This window comes from Streptomyces chumphonensis (assembly GCF_014779715.1).
GTDB lineage: Bacteria > Actinomycetota > Actinomycetes > Streptomycetales > Streptomycetaceae > Streptomyces > Streptomyces chumphonensis.
In genome coordinates, this window is sequence record NZ_JACXYU010000012.1 from 1 (window position 1) to 18,960 (window position 18,960).

General features: G+C 72.1%; 17 protein-coding genes and 1 riboswitch. Of the genes, 13 read left to right on the forward strand and 4 right to left on the reverse strand.

The window, feature by feature from the left end; all coding sequences use genetic code 11:
* Positions 1 to 145: 145 nt before the first annotated feature.
* From IF129_RS19890 to IF129_RS19935, 10 genes are all read left to right on the forward strand, one after another.
* On the forward strand, positions 146 to 754 hold the full coding sequence (locus IF129_RS19890; RefSeq protein WP_191211112.1) for a CDP-alcohol phosphatidyltransferase family protein: 609 nt from the start codon (positions 146 to 148) through the stop codon (positions 752 to 754).
* A 108-nt stretch (positions 755 to 862) separates the two neighbouring features.
* The gene (locus tag IF129_RS19895; protein WP_191211238.1) at positions 863 to 3,358 is read left to right on the forward strand and encodes a mannose-1-phosphate guanyltransferase; all 2,496 of its coding nucleotides are present in this window, start codon (positions 863 to 865) and stop codon (positions 3,356 to 3,358) included.
* Between the two features lie 72 nt (positions 3,359 to 3,430).
* Positions 3,431 to 4,336: a DUF881 domain-containing protein gene (locus IF129_RS19900; RefSeq protein ID WP_191211113.1), complete on the forward strand. Its 906-nt coding sequence runs from the start codon at positions 3,431 to 3,433 to the stop codon at positions 4,334 to 4,336.
* Positions 4,333 to 4,665, forward strand: coding sequence for a small basic family protein (locus IF129_RS19905; RefSeq protein ID WP_191211114.1), 333 nt, complete (start codon positions 4,333 to 4,335; stop codon positions 4,663 to 4,665). The genes IF129_RS19900 and IF129_RS19905 overlap by 4 nt, the downstream gene beginning before the upstream one ends.
* 5 nt (positions 4,666 to 4,670) lie before the next feature.
* Complete coding sequence (locus IF129_RS19910) at positions 4,671 to 5,633, forward strand: DUF881 domain-containing protein (protein WP_191211115.1); 963 nt, start codon at positions 4,671 to 4,673, stop codon at positions 5,631 to 5,633.
* 123 nt (positions 5,634 to 5,756) lie between these two features.
* Complete coding sequence (locus IF129_RS19915) at positions 5,757 to 6,572, forward strand: FHA domain-containing protein (RefSeq protein ID WP_191211239.1); 816 nt, start codon at positions 5,757 to 5,759, stop codon at positions 6,570 to 6,572.
* Between the two features lie 25 nt (positions 6,573 to 6,597).
* Positions 6,598 to 7,353: a transcriptional regulator FtsR gene (gene ftsR, locus IF129_RS19920; RefSeq protein ID WP_191211116.1), complete on the forward strand. Its 756-nt coding sequence runs from the start codon at positions 6,598 to 6,600 to the stop codon at positions 7,351 to 7,353.
* Positions 7,354 to 7,431: 78 nt separating this feature from the next.
* A complete protein-coding gene (locus IF129_RS19925; RefSeq protein ID WP_191211117.1) occupies positions 7,432 to 7,905 on the forward strand; it encodes a bifunctional nuclease family protein in 474 nt (157 codons plus the stop codon).
* A gap of 211 nt (positions 7,906 to 8,116) precedes the next feature.
* Positions 8,117 to 8,728 carry a MerR family transcriptional regulator gene (locus IF129_RS19930; RefSeq protein ID WP_191211118.1) on the forward strand — a complete coding sequence of 204 codons (612 nt, stop codon included), beginning with the start codon at positions 8,117 to 8,119 and terminating at the stop codon, positions 8,726 to 8,728.
* A 64-nt stretch (positions 8,729 to 8,792) separates the two neighbouring features.
* Positions 8,793 to 10,301 carry a DNA polymerase IV gene (locus IF129_RS19935; protein ID WP_191211119.1) on the forward strand — a complete coding sequence of 503 codons (1,509 nt, stop codon included), beginning with the start codon at positions 8,793 to 8,795 and terminating at the stop codon, positions 10,299 to 10,301.
* Here IF129_RS19935 and IF129_RS19940 read toward each other — a convergent pair.
* Positions 10,205 to 10,594 (reverse strand): PRC-barrel domain-containing protein, encoded by a 390-nt coding sequence (locus IF129_RS19940; RefSeq protein ID WP_191211120.1) that lies wholly within the window; start codon positions 10,592 to 10,594, stop codon positions 10,205 to 10,207. The two genes, IF129_RS19935 and IF129_RS19940, sit on opposite strands and share 97 nt — an antisense overlap.
* 131 nt (positions 10,595 to 10,725) lie before the next feature.
* Positions 10,726 to 10,823, forward strand: a riboswitch (glycine riboswitch).
* Positions 10,824 to 11,020: 197 nt separating this feature from the next.
* On the opposite strand from IF129_RS19940, the gene gcvP reads away from it, so the two are divergent.
* The gene (gcvP, locus tag IF129_RS19945; RefSeq protein WP_191211121.1) at positions 11,021 to 13,906 is read left to right on the forward strand and encodes an aminomethyl-transferring glycine dehydrogenase; all 2,886 of its coding nucleotides are present in this window, start codon (positions 11,021 to 11,023) and stop codon (positions 13,904 to 13,906) included.
* 94 nt (positions 13,907 to 14,000) lie between these two features.
* On the opposite strand, the gene IF129_RS19950 is transcribed toward gcvP, so the two are convergent.
* Positions 14,001 to 14,207: a DUF5999 family protein gene (locus IF129_RS19950; RefSeq protein ID WP_191211240.1), complete on the reverse strand. Its 207-nt coding sequence runs from the start codon at positions 14,205 to 14,207 to the stop codon at positions 14,001 to 14,003.
* A gap of 331 nt (positions 14,208 to 14,538) precedes the next feature.
* Positions 14,539 to 15,120, reverse strand: coding sequence for a hypothetical protein (locus IF129_RS19955; protein WP_191211122.1), 582 nt, complete (start codon positions 15,118 to 15,120; stop codon positions 14,539 to 14,541).
* Positions 15,121 to 15,601: 481 nt separating this feature from the next.
* Here IF129_RS19955 and IF129_RS19960 point away from each other — a divergent pair, with 481 nt between their 5' ends.
* Positions 15,602 to 17,098 (forward strand): glutamate--cysteine ligase, encoded by a 1,497-nt coding sequence (locus IF129_RS19960; protein ID WP_191211241.1) that lies wholly within the window; start codon positions 15,602 to 15,604, stop codon positions 17,096 to 17,098.
* Between the two features lie 121 nt (positions 17,099 to 17,219).
* Positions 17,220 to 18,011: a CPBP family intramembrane glutamic endopeptidase gene (locus IF129_RS19965; RefSeq protein ID WP_318153864.1), complete on the forward strand. Its 792-nt coding sequence runs from the start codon at positions 17,220 to 17,222 to the stop codon at positions 18,009 to 18,011.
* 43 nt (positions 18,012 to 18,054) lie between these two features.
* Here IF129_RS19965 and IF129_RS19970 read toward each other — a convergent pair whose 3' ends face one another.
* Entirely contained in the window at positions 18,055 to 18,876 is an 822-nt protein-coding gene (locus tag IF129_RS19970) for a PhzF family phenazine biosynthesis protein (protein WP_191211124.1), read from the reverse strand.
* Positions 18,877 to 18,960: the final 84 nt, after the last annotated feature.

An 18,960-nucleotide genomic window follows, 5' to 3' on the forward strand; every position in this document is an offset into this window, starting at 1 on the left:
TTTGTGTGGGGAAGCCCCGTTGGACCTGGTCCAACGGGGCTTTTCCGCGTGGTACGGGCTCGCCGGGGACCACCCGACGTCCGGTGTGCCCGTCGGTGCCGGTAAGGTCGGAAGCAGGGTAGGAATCTTTCCCAGGGGAGGCCGGGTGGAGGTCCAGGAGACACGCGTCCAGACGGACCGGGTCCTCACCATCCCCAACATGCTGAGCATGGCCCGCCTGGCCGGTGTGCCGCTGTTCCTGTGGCTGGTGCTCTGGCCGGAGTTCGGAGGGCCGAACTGCGACGGCTGGGCCCTCGGGGTACTGGCGCTGAGCGGTGTCACGGACTACCTCGACGGCAAGCTGGCCCGGCGCTGGAACCAGATCAGCAACCTGGGCCGCATCCTCGACCCCGCCGCCGACCGGCTCTACATCCTCTCCACCCTCGTCGGCCTGACCTGGCGGGGGGTCCTCCCCCTGTGGCTCACGGGGTTGCTCCTCCTGCGCGACCTGGTCCTGCTCGTGAACGTGTGGCTTCTCGATCGGCGGGGGTTCGCTCCGCCGCAGGTGAACTTCCTCGGCAAGGCCGCGACCTTCAACCTCATGTACGCCTTCCCGCTGCTGCTTCTCAGTGACGGAAGTGGGTGGGTTTCGTCACTCGCGGCAATTTTCGGATGGGCGTTCGCCGGATGGGGTACAGCTCTCTACTGGTGGGCAGGAACCCTCTACGTGGTCCAGGTCCGCCGCATTCTCACAGCGGACGTTGCGACCGGCTGAGCCGCGCCTTCCACACCGTCACGGAGGCAGGCTTCCCCGCGGAAGTCGGGGACCCCGTCCGGGCTCGGCCGGTGGGACCGTCGTCTCTTGAAGGAGGACGCAACCGACATGAAGGCCGTCGTGATGGCCGGCGGCGAAGGCACCCGCCTTCGTCCCATGACCGCGAGCATGCCCAAGCCGCTCCTGCCGGTGGCCAACCGGCCGATCATGGAGCACGTCCTGAGACTGCTCAAGCGTCATGGTCTGACCGAAACCGTGGTGACCGTCCAGTTCCTCGCCTCCCTCGTCAAGAACTACTTCGGGGACGGGGAAGAGCTGGGGATGGAGCTCACGTACGCGAACGAGGAGAAGCCCCTCGGCACCGCGGGCAGTGTGAAGAACGCCGAAGAAGCCCTCAAGGACGACTCCTTCCTGGTGATTTCCGGAGACGCCCTCACCGACTTCGACCTGACGGATCTGATCGACTTCCACCGGGAACGCGGCGCGCTCGTGACCGTGTGCCTGACGCGGGTGCCCAACCCGCTGGAATTCGGGATCACGATCGTGGACGAGGAGGGCAAGGTCGAGCGTTTCCTGGAGAAGCCGACGTGGGGCCAGGTCTTCTCCGACACCGTGAACACCGGCATCTACGTGATGGAGCCGGAGATCTTCGACTACGTCGACCCGGACGTACCCGTGGACTGGTCGGGTGACGTCTTCCCTCAGCTCATGAAGGAGGGCAAGCCCATCTACGGCTATGTCGCCGAGGGCTACTGGGAAGACGTCGGTACCCACGAGAGCTACGTGAAGGCCCAGGCCGACGTGCTGGAGGGCAAGGTCGACGTCGATCTGGACGGCTTCGAGATCTCCCCGGGCGTGTGGGTGGCCGAGGGCGCGGAGGTCCACCCCGACGCCGTGCTGCGCGGCCCGCTCTACATCGGGGACTACGCCAAGGTGGAGAGCGGCGCGGAAGTGCGCGAGCATTCCGTGATCGGGTCGAACGTCGTCGTCAAGAGCGGTTCCTTCCTGCACCGGGCTGTGGTGCACGACAACGTGTACATCGGCGAGCAGACGAACCTGCGTGGCTGTGTGATCGGCAAGAACACCGATGTCATGCGGGCGGCCCGTATCGAGGACGGCGCGGTCATCGGGGACGAGTGCCTCGTCGGCGAGGAGTCCATCGTCCAGGGCAACGTGCGGGTCTATCCGTTCAAGACGGTCGAGGCCGGCGCGTTCGTCAACACGTCCGTCATCTGGGAGTCCCGAGGGCAGGCCCATCTCTTCGGAGCCCGGGGCGTCTCCGGCATCCTCAACGTCGAGATCACACCCGAACTCGCGGTACGGCTCGCGGGGGCCTACGCGACCACGCTGAAGAAGGGTTCGACCGTCACCACCGCGCGCGACCACTCCCGTGGTGCGCGGGCGCTGAAGCGGGCCATCATCTCCGCGCTCCAGGCCAGCGCGATCGACGTCCGCGACCTGGAGAACGTGCCCCTGCCCGTGGCCCGTCAGCAGACCGCCCGGGGCAGCGCGGGCGGGATCATGGTGCGCACGACGACGGGTGTGCCCGACTCGGTGGACATCATGTTCTTCGACGAGCGGGGCGCCGACCTCTCCCAGGGGAGCCAGCGCAAGCTGGACCGGGTCTACGCACGGCAGGAGTACCGTCGGGCCTTCCCCGGTGAGATCGGTGACCTCTCCTTCCCCGCCAGCGTCTTCGACTCCTACGCGGGTGCGCTGCTGCGGACGGTGGACACCTCCGGGGTCGCGGAGGCCGGCCTCAAGATCGTGGTCGACGCGTCGGGCGGCAGCGCGGGCCTCGTCCTGCCCAGCCTCCTGGGACGGCTCGGGGTGGACGCCCTGACGATCAACCCGGGGATGGACGAGTCGCGTCCCACGGAGACGGCGGACGGACGCCGCTCCGGCCTGGTCCGGCTGGGCGAGATCGTGGCCTCCGCACGGGCCGCCTTCGGGGTGCGCTTCGACCCGGTGGGCGAGCGGATCTCGCTCGTGGACGAACGCGGCCGCATCATCGAGGACCACCGGGCGCTGCTCGTCCTGCTCGACCTCATCGCGGCCGAGCGGCGCAGCGGCAGGGTCGCCCTGCCCGTGACCACCACCCGCATCGCCGAACAGGTCGCCGCCTACCACGGCACACAGGTGGAGTGGACGACGACGTCCCCGGACGACCTCACCCGGGTCTGCCGGGACGACGCGACGATCTTCGGCGGCGACGGCGGCGGCGGGTTCATCGTGCCGGAGTTCAGCTCCGTGTTCGACGGTGCCGCGGCCTTCGTACGGCTCATCGGCCTCGTCGCGCGCACCCAGCTCACGCTCAGCCAGATCGACGCGCGCATTCCCCGGGCCCACGTCGTGCGGCGGGACCTGGCCACGCCGTGGGCCGTCAAGGGGCTGGTCATGCGGCACGTCGTGGAGGCGGCCGGAGACCGGTCCGTCGACACCACGGACGGCGTCCGCGTCGTGGAGTCCGACGGCCGTTGGGTGATGGTCCTGCCCGATCCGGCGGAGGCCGTCACCCATCTGTGGGCGGAGGGCCCGGACGACGCGTCGGCCCAGGCGCTGCTCGACGAGTGGGCCGCCGTGGTGGACGGTGCCGGACGCTGATCCGCGCACACCGGATGGGCCCTCGGGCTCGGCCGAGGGCCCATTCGGTGGTAGGGGCGTCGACGTGCGACGATGTGCCACATGTCGCAGCAGCAGCCCGAACGGAGTACCGCGTCGCGGCCCGCGCGCCCCGACGCGTCCATGTCGCTGCTGACGAATGTCATGGAGCACAGCCTCGACGACGGTTACGCCGAAGCTGCGGCCCGCCGGGGCGAGACGGGTCGGGCGCGCCTGCCGCGCTCACTGCGCGGGAAGCTCTGGCTGGCCGGAGGGCTGGTCCTGGCCGGCCTCGTCGTGACCCTGGGGGCCGCGCAGGCCCGGTTCGACGCTCCGACGGTCGCCAAGGAGCGCGAGGAGCTCATCGACCGCGTCGAGGACGGCACCGAGGAGGCCGACGACCTGCAGGAGGAGGTCCGGGGTCTGCGGGAGGCCGTCGCGCGGATGCAGGACGAGGCGCTGCGCGGGGACGGCGCCGGGGCTGAGGACCTGGTGGGGCTGCTCGCGGGCGCCACCGCCGTCGAAGGGCCCGGGGTGGAGCTCGTCGTCGACGACGCCGAGGACACCGGCGGCGGCTCGGACGGGCCCCGGGAGTCCACGGGCTTCTCCGACACCGGTCGCGTGCGGGACCGGGATCTCCAGCTCGTGGTCAACGGTCTGTGGGCCTCGGGCGCGGAGGCCGTGTCGATCAACGACCAGCGGCTGAGCGCCCTGTCCGCCATCCGGGCCGCGGGCGACGCCATACTGGTCGACAACAAGCCCCTGGTGCCGCCGTACACCATCCTCGCGGTGGGGGAGGGCCAGGAGCTGGCCGACCGCTTCCGGTCGAGCGTGGACGGCCAGTACCTCCAGATCCTGGAGGACAACTACGACATCCGGACGCGTCTGGGGGTGCGGGACGCCCTGCGCCTCCCCGCGGCACCGAGCCTCACCCTCAGAACCGCCGAGCCGGTCACCAGTCGAAAGGGCAGCAATTCGTGATCGCCGTACTGGGCCTCATCGTGGGAGTCGTGGCGGGGCTGGTCCTCCGCCCGGTGGTACCGACGGTCGTGGAGCCCTATCTGCCCATCGCCGTCGTGGCGGCGCTCGACGCGGTCTTCGGCGGGCTGCGCGCGATGCTGGACGGCATCTTCGTGGACAAGGTCTTCGTCGTCTCGTTCCTGTCGAACGTCGTGGTGGCCGCCCTCATCGTCTTCCTCGGTGACAAGCTGGGGGTGGGCGCGCAGCTGTCCACGGGTGTGGTCGTCGTCCTGGGCATCCGCATCTTCTCCAACGCCGCCGCGATCCGGCGGCACGTGTTCGGGGCGTGAGGCCGATGAACGACGACAGGACACCGGACGAGGAGCGCGAACCGGACCGCGCAGAACCCGGCGCGACGGACCGGCGCGAGGTCGGCCCGCCGGCCGCCGACGCCCGCCCGAAGCCGCCGGGGGCGGCCGAAGGCGTCTCCGCCCCCGGTCCTTCCGAGGCCGAGTCCGAGGCCGAGACCCGGGGAACCGACGCGCCGGAGCCGCAGGTCCCGACCGGCCCGACTCCCGACACGCCCGGGAACGACCGGATGACCGGACGGCAGCGGCTCGCCGCCGGCCTCTGGCCGCCCCGGCTCAACCGGAACCAACTCATCGCGGCCGCCCTGCTGTTCGTGCTGGGTCTGGGCCTGGCCATCCAGGTGCGTTCGACCAGCGAGGACAGCGCCCTGCGGGGAGCGCGCCAGGAGGACCTGGTGCGTATCCTCGACGAACTCGACGACCGCACCACGCGCCTTGAGGACGAGAAGCAGCGTCTGGAGACGCAGCGCTCGGAGTTGGAGAACAGTTCCGACCAGGCCGAGGAGGCCAGGCAGCAGCGCGAGGAGCGTGAACGTCAACTCGGTATCCTGGCGGGTACGGTGGCCGCACAGGGCCCGGGCATCGAGGTCCGGATCAGTGGCCCGGCCGACGTCGTCGAGGCGGACCGGTTGCTGGACGCCATCCAGGAGCTGCGTGCCGCCGGTGCGGAGGCCATGCAGATCAACGACGTCCGTGTGGTGGCGGACACGTACTTCACCAACGCGGAGGGCGGTGTGAACATCGACGGCCAGTCGGTCTCACCGCCCTACGTCTTCGAGGTCATCGGCCGTCCGCAGGATCTCGAACCGGCGCTGAACATCCCGGGAGGCGTCGTGCAGAGCCTCCAGGGCGACGGTGCGACGGTCACCATCACCCCGTCCGACACCGTCGTGGTGGACGCCTTGCGGTCGGCGCAGCGACCTGACTACGCTCAGTCGCCGTCGCAGTGAGGTGCCGATGATCCTTTCCGGGGGTCGGCGGGCCCGTACGACGTCGCGTAGGGGAAACTGTCTACTGGCCGCGGACGTTGCCCGGGTGTCCGCTGTGGCCTGTGTGAGCATCAAGGGTCTGTCCTGCCCCGCGGGCGGGTCTGTTTCGTGCGAGGGGAATCGCCCGTGAGTTTTCTTTCCAAGCTGTTCGGCAAGCACAAGGACGCCGGTGGTGCACACCGCGCGCCCCGACACGCTGCCGCCGGGGACCAGGGGTCCGCCGGCGAGGCCGAGCGTCCGCTCTTCCGTCCCGACCCCGATGCCCCGCATGGCGGTACTTCGGCCGCGCCGGGCGGGGTTTCCGTTGACCGGGGCGCGGCCGCGCCCATAGGTTCCCAGGCACCAGCAACCTCACGTGGTGGAGGGTCCGGCGTGCCGATCTGTTCCAGGTGCGGGAACCGGGCCGCCGAGTCCAGCCGCTTCTGCTCCAACTGCGGCGCCCCGCTGAAGGGCGGTGCGCCGGCCGGCGAGCGTCCTTCCGAGACGACGTCGACGATCTCGATCACCGGTCTGGAGGCGTACGACGCCGAGGCCACCGGTCAGACGCCGATGCTCTCGCCCGAGGCGGTGGCGGCGATCGACGCCCTGCCGGTCGGTTCCGCCCTGCTGGTGGTCCGCCGCGGACCCAACTCCGGGGCGCGCTTCCTGCTCGACAGCGAGGTGACGACCGCCGGGCGCAGCCCGCAGAGCGACATCTTCCTGGACGACGTGACGGTCTCGCGCCGCCACGTGGAGTTCCGACGCGGGACCGACGGCGGATTCACCGCGTCCGACGTCGGCAGCCTCAACGGCACGTACGTCAACCGGGAACCCATCGACTCCGTTGCGTTGAACAACGGTGACGAAGTGCAGATCGGCAAGTTCCGGCTGGTCTTCTTCGCTCACCAGCGAGGCGTCTGACGCACGACCCGTCCAGGGAAGGTTCATGCCGCACACACCGTCGGGCGGCGCCCCACCGGGCGCCGCCACCGCGGACCGCGGGCCCGCCGATCGCGTTCCCATGAGCATCGGCTCGGTCCTGGGTCTGCTCCGGGAGGAGTTTCCCGAGGTCACCGTCTCCAAGATCCGGTTTCTGGAGTCGGAGGGGCTCGTCGAGCCGCGGCGCACACCGTCGGGCTACCGCAAGTTCAGCGCGCAGGACGTGGAGCGGCTGGCGTTCGTCCTGCGGATGCAGCGTGACCACTACCTGCCGCTGAAGGTCATCCGCGAGCAGCTCGACGCGCGGGACCGCGGCGAGCAGGTCGCCCTCCCGGGCCCCGCACAGCCGCCCGACCTGCTCGACGGTGCCGCCGCTCCGCTCGACACGGCGGGGGCGGCACGCGTCGGGCGGACCGAGCTGCTGGCCGCCTCGGAGATCACCGAGGAGCAGCTCGCGGAGTGGGAGTCCTACGGTCTGCTCGGCCCGGTGGAGAACGGCGGCTATCCGGCCGAGGCCGTGGAGGTCGCCCGCCTGGTGCTGGACCTCGGACGCTTCGGGCTCGAGCCGCGCCACCTGCGGGCGGTGAAGGCGTCGGCGGACCGTGACGCCGGCCTCGTGGAGCAGGTGGTCGCTCCGCTGCGTCGGCACCGCAATCCGCAGACGCGGCACCGCGCCGAGGCCACGGCCCGCGAGCTGGCGACGCTGGCGGTGCGGCTGCACGCCACGTTCGTCCAGGCGGCGCTGCGTGAACAGCGGGACTGACCCCTCCGGGGCGGCGGGATCGGGGGCCCGGGAGTGCCCGACTACCCAAACCGGCGGGGCAGCGCCTAGGGTTGCTATGTGAACGAGCTCGACGTCGTGGGTGTCCGGGTCGAAATGCCCTCCAACCAGCCGATCGTGCTTCTGCGTGAAGTAGGAGGCGATCGCTACCTTCCCATCTGGATCGGCCCGGGTGAGGCGACCGCCATCGCCTTCGCCCAGCAGGGCATGACCCCGGCCCGCCCGCTCACACACGACCTGTTCAAGGACGTGCTGGAGGCCGTGGGCCAGGAGCTGACGGCGGTGCGGATCACGGACCTGCGTGAGGGCGTCTTCTACGCTGAACTGGTGTTCGCGAGTGGTGTCGAGGTCAGTGCCCGCCCCTCCGACGCCATAGCGCTGGCCCTGCGCACGGGCACGCCCATCTACGGCAGTGACGGCGTGCTGAACGACGCCGGCATCGCGATCCCGGACGAGCAGGAGGACGAGGTGGAGAAGTTCCGCGAGTTCCTCGACCAGATCTCGCCCGAGGACTTCGGCACGAGCAACCAGTGATCCGCGGGTCGGCCGACGTCCCGTGGCCGCCCGGTGCGGAGCCGAACTGACGGCGATACCCGGTCCCTCCCGTGGCCAAACCACTCGTGAGGTCACTATCACCCGGCGTGCCGAGTGTGGCGATCGTTGACGCACCCGGGGTGACTGCCTACCGTCAAGGAGGCAGGTCCCGGCGGCGTCACCGCGGGGCGTGAAGGGATGGAGGGTCGGCGTGACCAGCACCGGCGAGGGCAAGGCCACGAACGGCCCGTTCCCGTTTCACGGGGCTCCCGCGCAGCCCGTCGGAGCAGTGCCCGCCGGTTCCCCGGAGCCGCCGGACGGCACGGCGGGGGAACGGCTCGGCTACCGGGGTCCCACCGCGTGTGCGGCGGCCGGGATCACCTACCGCCAGTTGGACTACTGGGCGCGTACCGGCCTCGTGGAGCCCAGCGTCCGGGCCGCCTGCGGGTCGGGCACGCAGCGCCTCTACAGCTTCCGTGACGTCGTCGTCCTCAAGATCGTGAAGCGGCTGCTCGACACCGGCGTCTCACTCCAGAACATCCGCACGGCCGTCCAGCACCTGCGCAGCCGGGAACTGTGCGACCTCACGCAGATGACGCTGATGAGCGACGGCGCCACGGTCTACGAGTGCACGTCGCCCGACGAGGTCGTGGACCTGCTCCAAGGGGGGCAGGGCGTCTTCGGGATCGCGGTCGGCGTGGTCTGGCGGGACGTGGAGGGCGCACTCTCCCAGCTGCACGCGGAACGGCTCGACACCGGGGAGACCCTGGTGCGGGAGCACCCGGGCGACGAACTGGCGCGCCGGCGCAACCGCGCGGGCTGAGGGCCCGGCCCGCCGTCGGCCGGTGGGAGAGCGGCTGTCAGTGCGGTGCGGCAGCATCGGTGGTGTGAGAGGTGCACCGACGATCCTCCATCTCGACATGGACGCCTTCTACGCCGCGGTCGAGCAGGCGGCGAAGCCGAGTCTGCGCGGCAAGCCGGTGGTCGTCGGCGGCCTGGGTCCGCGCGGCGTCGTGGCGACCGCCTCCTACGAGGCCAGGCGCTTCGGGGTGCACTCGGCGATGCCGACGGCGCAGGCACGGCGCCGCTGTCCGAACGCCGCCTATCTGACCCCGCGCTTCGCGCTCTACCGGCAGGTCAGCGACGCCGTGATGGCGTTGCTCGCCGAGCTGTCACCGCTGGTGGAGCCGCTGAGCCTGGACGAGGCGTTCGTGGACCTGGAGGCGGGCGGCACCCCGCCCGACGTCCGCGCGGCTCAGGCGACGGGGCGCAGGCTGCGCGGGGACATCCGGGCGGCGACGGGGCTCAGCGGCTCCGTCGGTCTCGCCGGCTCCAAGATGCTGGCGAAGATCGCCTCCGAGCAGGCCAAGCCCGACGGACTGGTGACGATCCGGCCCGGCACCGAGCAGGGTCTCCTCGCCCCTCTGAGCGTGCGGACTCTCCCGGGCGTCGGTCCCGCGACCGCCGACACGCTGCGACGTGCCGGGATCCACACCGTGGGAGAGGCGGTGGAGGCCGGCGAGGCGGAGCTGCTGCGGCTGCTCGGGCGCGCGCACGGAAGCGGGCTGTACGCCATGGCTCGCGGCATCGACGACCGCCCGGTGGTGGCCGAGCGGCCCTCGAAGTCGGTCTCGGTCGAGGACACCTTCGACATCGACGTCACCGACCGCGGCCGCGTCCAGCGGGAGCTCGACCGGCTGGCCGAGCGGTGTGCCGCCCGGCTGCGGTCCGCCGGTCGTTCCGGCAGGACGGTGGTCATCAAGGTCCGCAGCTACGACTTCTCCACCCTGACGCGGTCCGACACGCTGCGCGGGCCCACGGACGACCCGGTGGTGATCCGGGAAGCCGCCGCACGCCTGCTCGACACCGTGGACACGACGGCCGGGGTGCGACTCCTGGGGGTCGGGGTGAGCGGGCTGGCCGACTTCACCCAGGAGGATCTGTTCGCGCAGGCGCTGCCACAGGAGGCGCCCGGGCCCCGCACGCCCGGCGACGAACCGGCCGAAGGGGTGCCGCGGCTCCGCCCCCGGGGGCCGGGGGAGGAGCCGGCGTCCGAAGCGGCACCGCGCGGTCCGCACCGCTGGCTGCCGGGGCTGGACGTCCGGCACGCCGTCCACGGCCCCGGGTGGGTGCAGGGCAGTGGCGTCGGGCGGGTCACCGTCCGATTCGAGCGGCCCGGTTCCCCGCCGGGGCGGGTGCGGACCTTCCGCGCCGACGACCCGGCCCTCGAGCCCGGCGAGCCGCTTCCGCTGGTGCCGGGCCGTGACACGTCCGGCCGGGCGTCGGGCGGTGCGGGCGCTCAGACCTCCGCCTCGTCGTCCCCGGCGAGCCGCCCGAAGCCCTCCCCGCCCGCGGCCGTCCCCGACTCCCCGGCCGCGGGGATGTCCAGTCCGTAGTGGTGGTAGAGCTGCAGTTCCTGCTCGGGGGAGAGGTGGCGGCCCACGCCGAAGTCCGGGGCGTCCTTGATGACCGTGCGGGTGAACGGCACCCGCAGTTCCTCCTCGACGACCTCGCTCGGCCGTAGGGGGACGAAGGCGTCCCGGCCGAACAGCCCCGTGCGCACCGCGGCCCATTCCGGCTCACCGGTGGCGTCGTCGAGGTACACCTCGTCGACGACGCCGATCTTGCTTCCTTCGCGGTCGAACGCCTTGCGGCCTATCAGGCTGCGCGGGTCGATGTCGGTCTGCACGGTTCCTCCAGCGGGTGGGCGTTCGCTCTCCGGGGTTCCTTCACCACGAAAGGGCACTTTGTCCGGTACGGCCAGTCGAGCACGGGCCCGCCGTCGCTCGACCGGCCGCTGGTAGGCTCGAAGACGGCTGTCGACCCCGCGCGGGAGAGCCCTCCGGAACGAGTTCCGGGGGCGCCGAAGGAGCAAACCCTCCCCGGAATCTCTCAGGCACACGTACCGTGCGGACGAGGTCACTCTGGAAAGCAGGGCGGATCGCGGGCGCCACGGCGCCTCCGAGGTCCCCCCTCACCGACGGTGAAAGCCGGACGGCCCCTCACCGGGTCGGCCCGGTGAAGCTCTCAGGTTGAGATGACAGAGGGGGAGGCCGTCCGGGCACCCACGCCGTGGTGCCCCTCGCAGGTCGTACCGACCAGGAGGCCCCCGCAGATGACCACCGATCGCATCCCACGCTCCGCGCTGGACAGCGGTACCCCGTTCGAACGCCGGCACATCGGGCCGGACGCCGCCGAGCAGGCCAAGATGCTGGCGCACGTCGGCTACGGCTCGTTGGACGAGCTGACCGCCGCCGCCGTGCCCGACGTCATCAAGAGCACCGGGCCGCTGAACCTTCCGGGCGCCCGCTCCGAGGCGGAGGTGCTCGCCGAGCTGCGGTCGCTCGCCGACCGCAACCAGGTGCTCGACTCCATGATCGGGCTCGGGTACTACGGCACCTTCACACCGCCGGTCATCCTGCGCAACGTGATGGAGAACCCCGCCTGGTACACCGCGTACACGCCGTACCAGCCGGAGATCTCGCAGGGCCGCCTGGAGGCGCTGCTCAACTTCCAGACGGTCGTCGCCGACCTCACCGGCCTGCCGACGGCCGGCGCGTCACTGCTGGACGAGGCCACGGCCGCGGCCGAGGCCATGGCCCTGTCGCGCCGGGTGGGCAAGGTCAAGCAGGGGGTCTACCTGGTCGACGCCGACTGCCTGCCGCAGACGATCGCCGTGATGGAGACCCGGGCCGAGCCGACCGGCGTCGAGATCGTCGTCGCCGACCTCTCGGACGGCATCCCGGCCGACATCGCCGAGCGCGGCGTCTTCGGTGTGCTGCTCCAGTACCCGGGCGCCTCCGGCGCCGTGCGCGACCCGCGTGGCCTGATCGCCCGGGCCCAGGAGCTCGGCGCGGTCGTGACCGTCGCCGCGGACCTGCTCTCCCTCACCCTCCTGACCTCCCCCGGTGAGCTCGGCGCCGACATCGCCGTCGGCTCCAGCCAGCGCTTCGGCGTCCCGATGGGCTTCGGCGGCCCGCACGCCGGCTTCATGTCCGTGCGCGAGAAGTTCGCCCGCAGCCTGCCCGGCCGCCTGGTCGGTGTCTCCGTCGACGCCGACGGGCACCAGGCCTACCGGCTGGCGCTGCAGACGCGCGAGCAGCACATCCGGCGCGAGAAGGCCACCAGCAACATCTGCACCGCGCAGGTGCTCCTCGCGGTGATGGCCGGTCTGTACGCCGTCTACCACGGTCCCGACGGGCTCTCCGGCATCGCCCGCCGCACCCACCGCCACGCCACGCTGCTCGCGGCCGGTCTGCGGGAGGGCGGCGTCCGCGTCACGACGGACACCTTCTTCGACACGATCACCGCCGAGGTCCCCGGGCGGGCGGCCGAGGTCGTCACCGCCGCGCGCGAGGCGGGCGTCAACCTGCGCCTGACGGACGCCGACCACGTGGGCATCGCGTGCGACGAGACCACCGGCCGCCAGCAGGTGGAGGCCGTCTGGAGCGCCTTCGGGGTCCGCGCCGACCTGGCCGCCCTGGACCGGACGACCGAGGACGCCCTGCCCGCCGGGCTGCTGCGTGCGGACGAGTTCCTCGGCCACCCCGTCTTCCACCGGCACCGCTCCGAGACGGCGATGCTGCGCTACCTGCGCCGCCTCTCCGACAAGGACTACGCGCTGGACCGCGGGATGATCCCGCTGGGGTCGTGCACGATGAAGCTGAACGCGACGACCGAGATGGAACCCGTCACCTGGTCGGAGTTCGGTGGGCTGCACCCCTTCGCACCGGCCGAGCAGGCCGAGGGCTACCTCACGCTCATCCGCGAGCTGGAGGAGCGGCTGGCCGAGGTCACCGGGTACGACAAGGTCTCCATCCAGCCCAACGCCGGTTCGCAGGGTGAGCTGGCCGGTCTGCTCGCGGTGCGGGCCTACCACCGGGCGAACGGCGACACGCAGCGCACCGTGTGCCTCATCCCGTCCTCCGCGCACGGCACCAACGCGGCCAGTGCCGTGATGGCGGGGATGAAGGTCGTCGTCGTCAAGACCGGGGAGAACGGCGACGTCGACACCGAGGACCTGCACGCCAAGATCGCGCGCCACCGGGACGAGCTGGCGGTCCTGATGGTCACCTACCCCTCCACGCACGGCGTCTTCGAGGACGACATCTCGGACGTCTGTGCCGCCGTGCACGAGGCCGGCGGCCAGGTGTACGTGGACGGCGCGAACCTCAACGCGCTGGTGGGCCTCGCCCGTCCGGGGAAGTTCGGCGCCGACGTCTCCCACCTGAACCTGCACAAGACCTTCTGCATCCCGCACGGGGGCGGTGGCCCCGGCGTCGGCCCGGTCGGCGTCCGCGCCCACCTGGCCCCGTACCTGCCCAACCACCCGTTGCAGCCGGCCGCCGGACCGGCCACGGGCATCGGCCCGGTCTCCGCCGCCCCGTGGGGCTCGGCCGGGATCCTGCCGATCTCCTGGGCGTACGTGCGGCTGATGGGTGCCGAGGGGCTGCGCCGCGCCACCCAGGTCGCGGTGCTGAGCGCCAACTACATCGCCAAGCGCCTCGAACCGCACTACCCGGTGCTCTACACCGGGCCGGGCGGGCTGGTGGCCCACGAGTGCATCGTCGACGTGCGCCCGCTGACCAAGGCCACGGGTGTGACCATCGACGACGTGGCCAAGCGGCTGATCGACTACGGTTTCCACGCCCCGACGATGTCGTTCCCCGTGGCCGGGACGCTGATGATCGAGCCCACGGAGAGCGAGGACCTGGCGGAGATCGATCGCTTCTGCGACGCCATGATCGCGATCCGTGCCGAGGCGGACCGCGTCACCTCGGGGGAGTGGAGCGCCGAGGACAGCCCGCTGCGCGGAGCCCCGCACACCGCCGCCCAGCTCGCCGGCGCGTGGGACCGCGTCTACAGCCGTGCGGAGGCCGCCTACCCGGCGGGCGTCACGGCCGACGCCAAGTACTGGGCCCCGGTGCGCCGCATCGACGGCGCCTTCGGCGACCGCAACCTCGTCTGCTCCTGCCCCCCGCCGGAGGAGTTCGAGGGCTGAGGCCCCCGCCGCGCGCGGCGGCACCGTGAGGGCCGCCGACCCGGAAACCGTCCGGGTCGGCGGCCCTCGCCGCGTTCCTCGGCCCCGGCGGGACTCAGGCCGCGGTCGTGACGTGGCGCGTGCCCGACGGCCGGTGGGGCGCGACGATCTTGCCGTCCGGCAGCAACTCGCCGGTGTCGTCGAACAGCAGGACGCCGTTGCACAGGAGGCTCCAGCCCTGTTCGGGGTGGTGGGCCACCGGGTGGGCGGCCTCACGGTCGGCGGAGTCGGCGGACGGGCAAGGTGGCTGGTGCTGACACATGGCGGTGGACTCTCGGCTCTCTCGCTGCGGTGTGATCTGCGTGCTGCGGCTGCTGTTCGTGTTCATCAGGCCGCTCCCCCGTGGGTGCTGGTGGTCCCCAGTGTCGTCCTACGACGGCCGTTCCGCAGGGATTTCCCGGGAGCCGCCCTCACGAGGTGAGGACGCGTCCCCCGTCCGGGCGGTTGTCACCGCTTCGAGTCATCCTCGAGTGCGGTGGCATGGCCGGTTGTGACTAGTCCCCGCCGGCGGCCGTACGCACACCTGTGCCCCGCGACGGGGTCGCGGGGCACAGGTGTCGCGCGAGGAGGCCCGGCCGATGCCGGAACGGCCACTAGGCCGGAGTGTGCAGCAGCGGTGCGGGCACCAGGCGGTGCGTCAGCAGGGGGAGCAGCGCGTCCACCCGGTGCGGGAGGTGCGGTGCGATGCCCGGCGGCGCCGGCGCCAGCGGGACCAGCAGGTCCTCCGGGGAGAGCGTGCCGTCCGTCGCGTCCACGGCCGGATCGCCGTGCAGCCACAGCGTGAGCATGTACAGCTCCGGTACGGACAGCAGCCGCGGCCGGTACGGGGCCGGGAGCGCGTCCGCGTGCCGCAGGGCGACCTCCGTCGAGCGGACGTAGGGTCCCTCGCCGAAGTGGGAGAAGGCCCAGCCGTCCGCCGTGAGCATCGCCTCAGCCGTGCCGACGGCCGTGTCGGAGCCGCGCAGGAGGAAGCGCCAGCCGGTCAGCCGGGGGCTGGGCGGCCCGCCGGGACCGGTGATGCCGGTCAGGACGTACACGGGCAGCGGCTGTTCGGGCCGCAGCCCGCCGTGCGCCTCGGCCGCGGGGGTGCCGCGCAGGGGCGCGGTGGACGAACCCAGCGCGGCGAGGACGCTGCGCAGGGCGGCTGCGGGAGCCTGGTGAGCATGCAGGGGCATGGCGGGTCGCCTCTCACTTGGGGAGACAGGAGGATGCGCGGCGAAGCACGGACGACGCTGACGGCAGACCCGAGGCACGCCCGGAACGGGCGGGAGAAGGGTGACCGGAACCGAGAGGCGTCACGTCACGGCCTCAAGCCGGAGTTTATACGACATTTGTTCCCGAGGCGTTTCCGCTACTCGTTTCGGGTGTGCCGCACAAGGAGAAATCCCGCCGGAAAGCGTATGCGCTCCACCTGCCGGTTCGCGCCGGGATGTTGCGCCGTGTTCCCTGGCCTCGGCAGCCGTGTGCCGAGGGGACGGCCGGAAAACGTCTGTGTTTGCCGTCACGCAGAGTGGGAAACAGCACCAGGCTACCGTATGCCTGCGGAATGTGCCGAGAGAAATCACCGGCCGGGTGAGCCCACGGGCACCCCCGCAGGAGTTGTCGATCGTGCCGCAGGGCATCATCGAGGCACTGCCGATCGAGGAGGGACACATCGTGGGGGAGAAGGTCGCTGCCGACGGGTTCGATCTCGCGGACCGCCGGCGCTACCGGGAGAAGCTCCACCGCTGCCTCCGCGCGCTGGACCTGCTGCTGGAGCAGCAGCGGTTCGAGCGTCCCCGCAACCTGATGGGGCTGGAGATCGAGCTCAACCTCGCCGACGCCGAGGGAATGCCACGGATGATAAACGAGGAGGTTCTCGGACGCATCGCGAGCCGCGATTTCCAGACCGAGCTGGGCCAGTTCAACCTCGAAGTCAATATCCTTCCGCACCGCCTCGGCGGTCGCGTACTGGACCAGTTGGCCGAAGAACTGCGCACCGGGCTGGCGTACGCCGACCGCAAAGCCCGTGAGGCCGACGGGCGGGTTCTGATGATCGGTATTCTGCCCACCCTCACCCCCGCCGATCTCATCTCCGCCAACTTCTCCAGCGCCGACCGCTACACGCTTCTCAACGATCAGATCATGGCGGCGCGCGGCGAGGAGATCCGCCTCGACATCGACGGCCCGGAACGGCTTTCCTACACCTCCGCCTCCATCGCTCCCGCCGCGGCCTGCACCTCCGTCCAGCTCCACCTCCAGGTCACGCCGAGCCGCTTCGCCGACGTCTGGAACGCCGCGCAGGCCGTGCTGGGGGTGCAGCTCGCCGTGGGAGCGAACTCCCCCTTCCTCTTCGGCCGGGAGCTGTGGCGTGAGTCCCGCGTCCCGCTCTTCCTCCAGGCCACCGACGCGCGTCCGGCCGAGTACGCCGCCCAGGGCGTCCGTCCCCGGGCCTGGTTCGGCGAGCGCTGGATCGACTCGCCCCGCGACCTCTTCGCGGAGAACCTCCGGTACTTCCCGGCCCTCCTGCCCCTGCGCGACGCCGAGGACCCCCTGGACGTCATCGAGCAGGGCGGCATCCCCGCCCTCGCCGAACTGGCGCTGCACAACGGCACCGTCTACCGCTGGAACCGCCCCGTCTACGACGTCTCCGACGGCGTCCCGCACCTGCGGGTGGAGAACCGCGTGCTGCCGGCCGGGCCGAGTGTCACCGACGTGCTCGCCAACACGGCCCTGTACTACGGCCTGGTGCGCGCCCTCGCCGACGAACAGCGTCCGGTGTGGAAGCGGCTGCCGTTCGCGGCGGCCGAGGAGAACTTCCGTGCCGCGGCCCGGCACGGCATGGACGCCCGGCTGACCTGGCCGCGCCCCGGCCGAAGCGGCTCACCGGCCGCCGTGCCCGCGCACCGGCTCGTGCTCGACGAACTGCTGCCGCTGGCCGCGACCGGCCTGGACGCCTGGGGGATCGAGCCGGCCGACCGCGACTTCTACCTGGGCGTCATCGAGCAGCGCTGCCGCCGACGCACCAACGGCGCGGCCTGGCAGGTCGCCGCCTACCACCGGGCCAGGGACGGCGGACTCGACCGGGAGAAGGCCCTTGCGGCCGTGGCGCGGCGGTACGTCGAACTCGCCGGCGCGGGGGAGCCCGTGCACACCTGGCCGACGCACGGCTGACGGCGCGCGGCACCCGCGCGCCCGTCCGCGGGGCGGGTAGGGCAAGCTGGTCCCCAGTCGACGCATGCCCGAGGGGAGCCATCACGTGAGGTCGTGGGCGGCCGGAACGACGGCGTCCAGCGTGACGCCCGTCCTGCCCGACGAGCGCGCCCGGGCCCTGCTCGGCCGCGAGACGCTGCTCGTCCTGGCCCTCTCCCTGGGGGCCAGTGCCCTGGCGGCGCTCATCAGCTTCACCGGCTCCCTGACCCGGCCGGGCGGACTGGCCGACCAGGCGGCGAACCTGAACAGCTCCCGGGCCCCCGACCGGCCCTGGCTGGACCTGGCCTGGCAGCTGTTCGGGATCACCACCGCGCTGGTGCCCGTCCTCCTCGTGGCCCACCTGCTGACGCGCGAGCCCGTCGGGTCCGGCGACGGCGGCTTGCGTCTGCTCGGCTTCGACCTGCGTCGGCCCGGCTTCGACCTCGGCTGGGGCGCTCTCGTCGCGGCCGGGATCGGCGGCAGCGGCCTACTGCTGTACCTCGGCGCCCGCGCCGCCGGAGCCAACCTCACGGTCGTGCCCGAATCGCTGCCCGACGTGTGGTGGAAGCTGCCCGTGCTGGTCCTCTCCGCCGTGCAGAACTCCGTCGTCGAGGAGGTCATCGTCGTCGGGTACCTGCTCCGACGACTCGACCAGCTCGGCTGGAGCCCGCTGGGCGCCCTCGCGGCCAGCTCCCTGCTGCGCGCCACCTACCACCTCTACCAGGGCATCGGCGGCTTCGTCGGCAACCTGGTGATGGGCGTGATCTTCGTCTGGCTCTACCGCCGTTGGGGCCGGGTGGGTCCGCTCGTCGCGGCGCACGCCTTCATCGACATCGTCGCGTTCGTGGGCTACGCCCTCCTGGCGGACCGGGTCGGCTGGCTGCCCACCGGCTGAGCCGCGTCCGAGCCGGTGCCCCGGGGCCCGGCCGCGCCGACCGTCACACGCCGACGCGCAGCCGGCCCTCCAGCACGGTGACGGCGTGTCCGGCCAGCAGGGTCCGGTCCCCGCGCAGCGTGGTGCGCACCAGGCCGGTACGCCGACCGCCTTGCCGTCCGGTGAGCCGCTCACGGCCCAGCCGGGCGCTCCAGAAGGGGGCCAGCGCGGTGTGCGCGCTGCCGGTGACCGGGTCCTCCGCGACGCCCACCGCGGGGAAGAAGCAGCGCGAGACGAAGTCGTGCTCCGCGTGCGGGTCGCCGGCCGGCGCGGTGACGATGAACCCGCGCCCACCGAACCGGCCGAGGACCGCGAGGTCCGGGTCGAGGGTGCGCACGGTGGACTCGTCGGCGACCTCCACCAGGAAGTCGCCCACGTCGGGACCGGTCCCGTGCACGCTGAGCGGTTCGACGCCCAGCGCCGCGGCGGCCCCCCGGGGCAGCTCGGCCGCCGTGAGCGGGGCGGTGGGGAAGTCCAGGGTCACGCACCCGTCCTCGGCGACGCTCGCGCCGAGCACCCCGCTCAGGGTGGCGAACCGCATGTCCCCGGTGGCCGGGTGTGCGGTGTGCAGGACGTGCGCCGTGGCCAGCGTGGCGTGGCCGCACATGCGGACCTCGGCGGCGGGGGTGAACCAGCGCAGCGCCCAGTCCGCCTCACCGCCCCCGGGCAGCGGGTGGGCGAAGGCCGTCTCGGACAGGTTCATCTCGGTGGCGACGCGCTGGAGGGCTCCGTCCTCGGGGAAGGACGCGGCGTCGAGGACCGCGACGGCCGCGGGGTTGCCGGCGAACGGGCGCTCGGTGAAGGCGTCGACGATGCGGATCTCCATGCGGCGGACGCTACGGCGCTCCGCGCGGGCCCGTCCATGGCCACCTCGGCGGCCGTGGACCGCTGGTCACGTCGGGTGGGAGCG

What these genes read in the sequence shown, in the direction of transcription:
- IF129_RS19895 (WP_191211238.1), top strand. Translation starts at nt 863, where the DNA reads ATGAAGGCCGTCGTGATGGCCGGCGGCGAAGGCACCCGCCTTCGTCCC.
- IF129_RS19900 (WP_191211113.1), top strand. Translation starts at nt 3,431, where the DNA reads ATGTGCCACATGTCGCAGCAGCAGCCCGAACGGAGTACCGCGTCGCGG.
- IF129_RS19910 (WP_191211115.1), top strand. Translation starts at nt 4,671, where the DNA reads ATGAACGACGACAGGACACCGGACGAGGAGCGCGAACCGGACCGCGCA.
- ftsR (WP_191211116.1), top strand. Translation starts at nt 6,598, where the DNA reads ATGCCGCACACACCGTCGGGCGGCGCCCCACCGGGCGCCGCCACCGCG.
- gcvP (WP_191211121.1), top strand. Translation starts at nt 11,021, where the DNA reads ATGACCACCGATCGCATCCCACGCTCCGCGCTGGACAGCGGTACCCCG.
- IF129_RS19950 (WP_191211240.1), bottom strand. Translation starts at nt 14,207, where the DNA reads ATGTGTCAGCACCAGCCACCTTGCCCGTCCGCCGACTCCGCCGACCGT.
- IF129_RS19955 (WP_191211122.1), bottom strand. Translation starts at nt 15,120, where the DNA reads ATGCCCCTGCATGCTCACCAGGCTCCCGCAGCCGCCCTGCGCAGCGTC.
- IF129_RS19970 (WP_191211124.1), bottom strand. Translation starts at nt 18,876, where the DNA reads ATGGAGATCCGCATCGTCGACGCCTTCACCGAGCGCCCGTTCGCCGGC.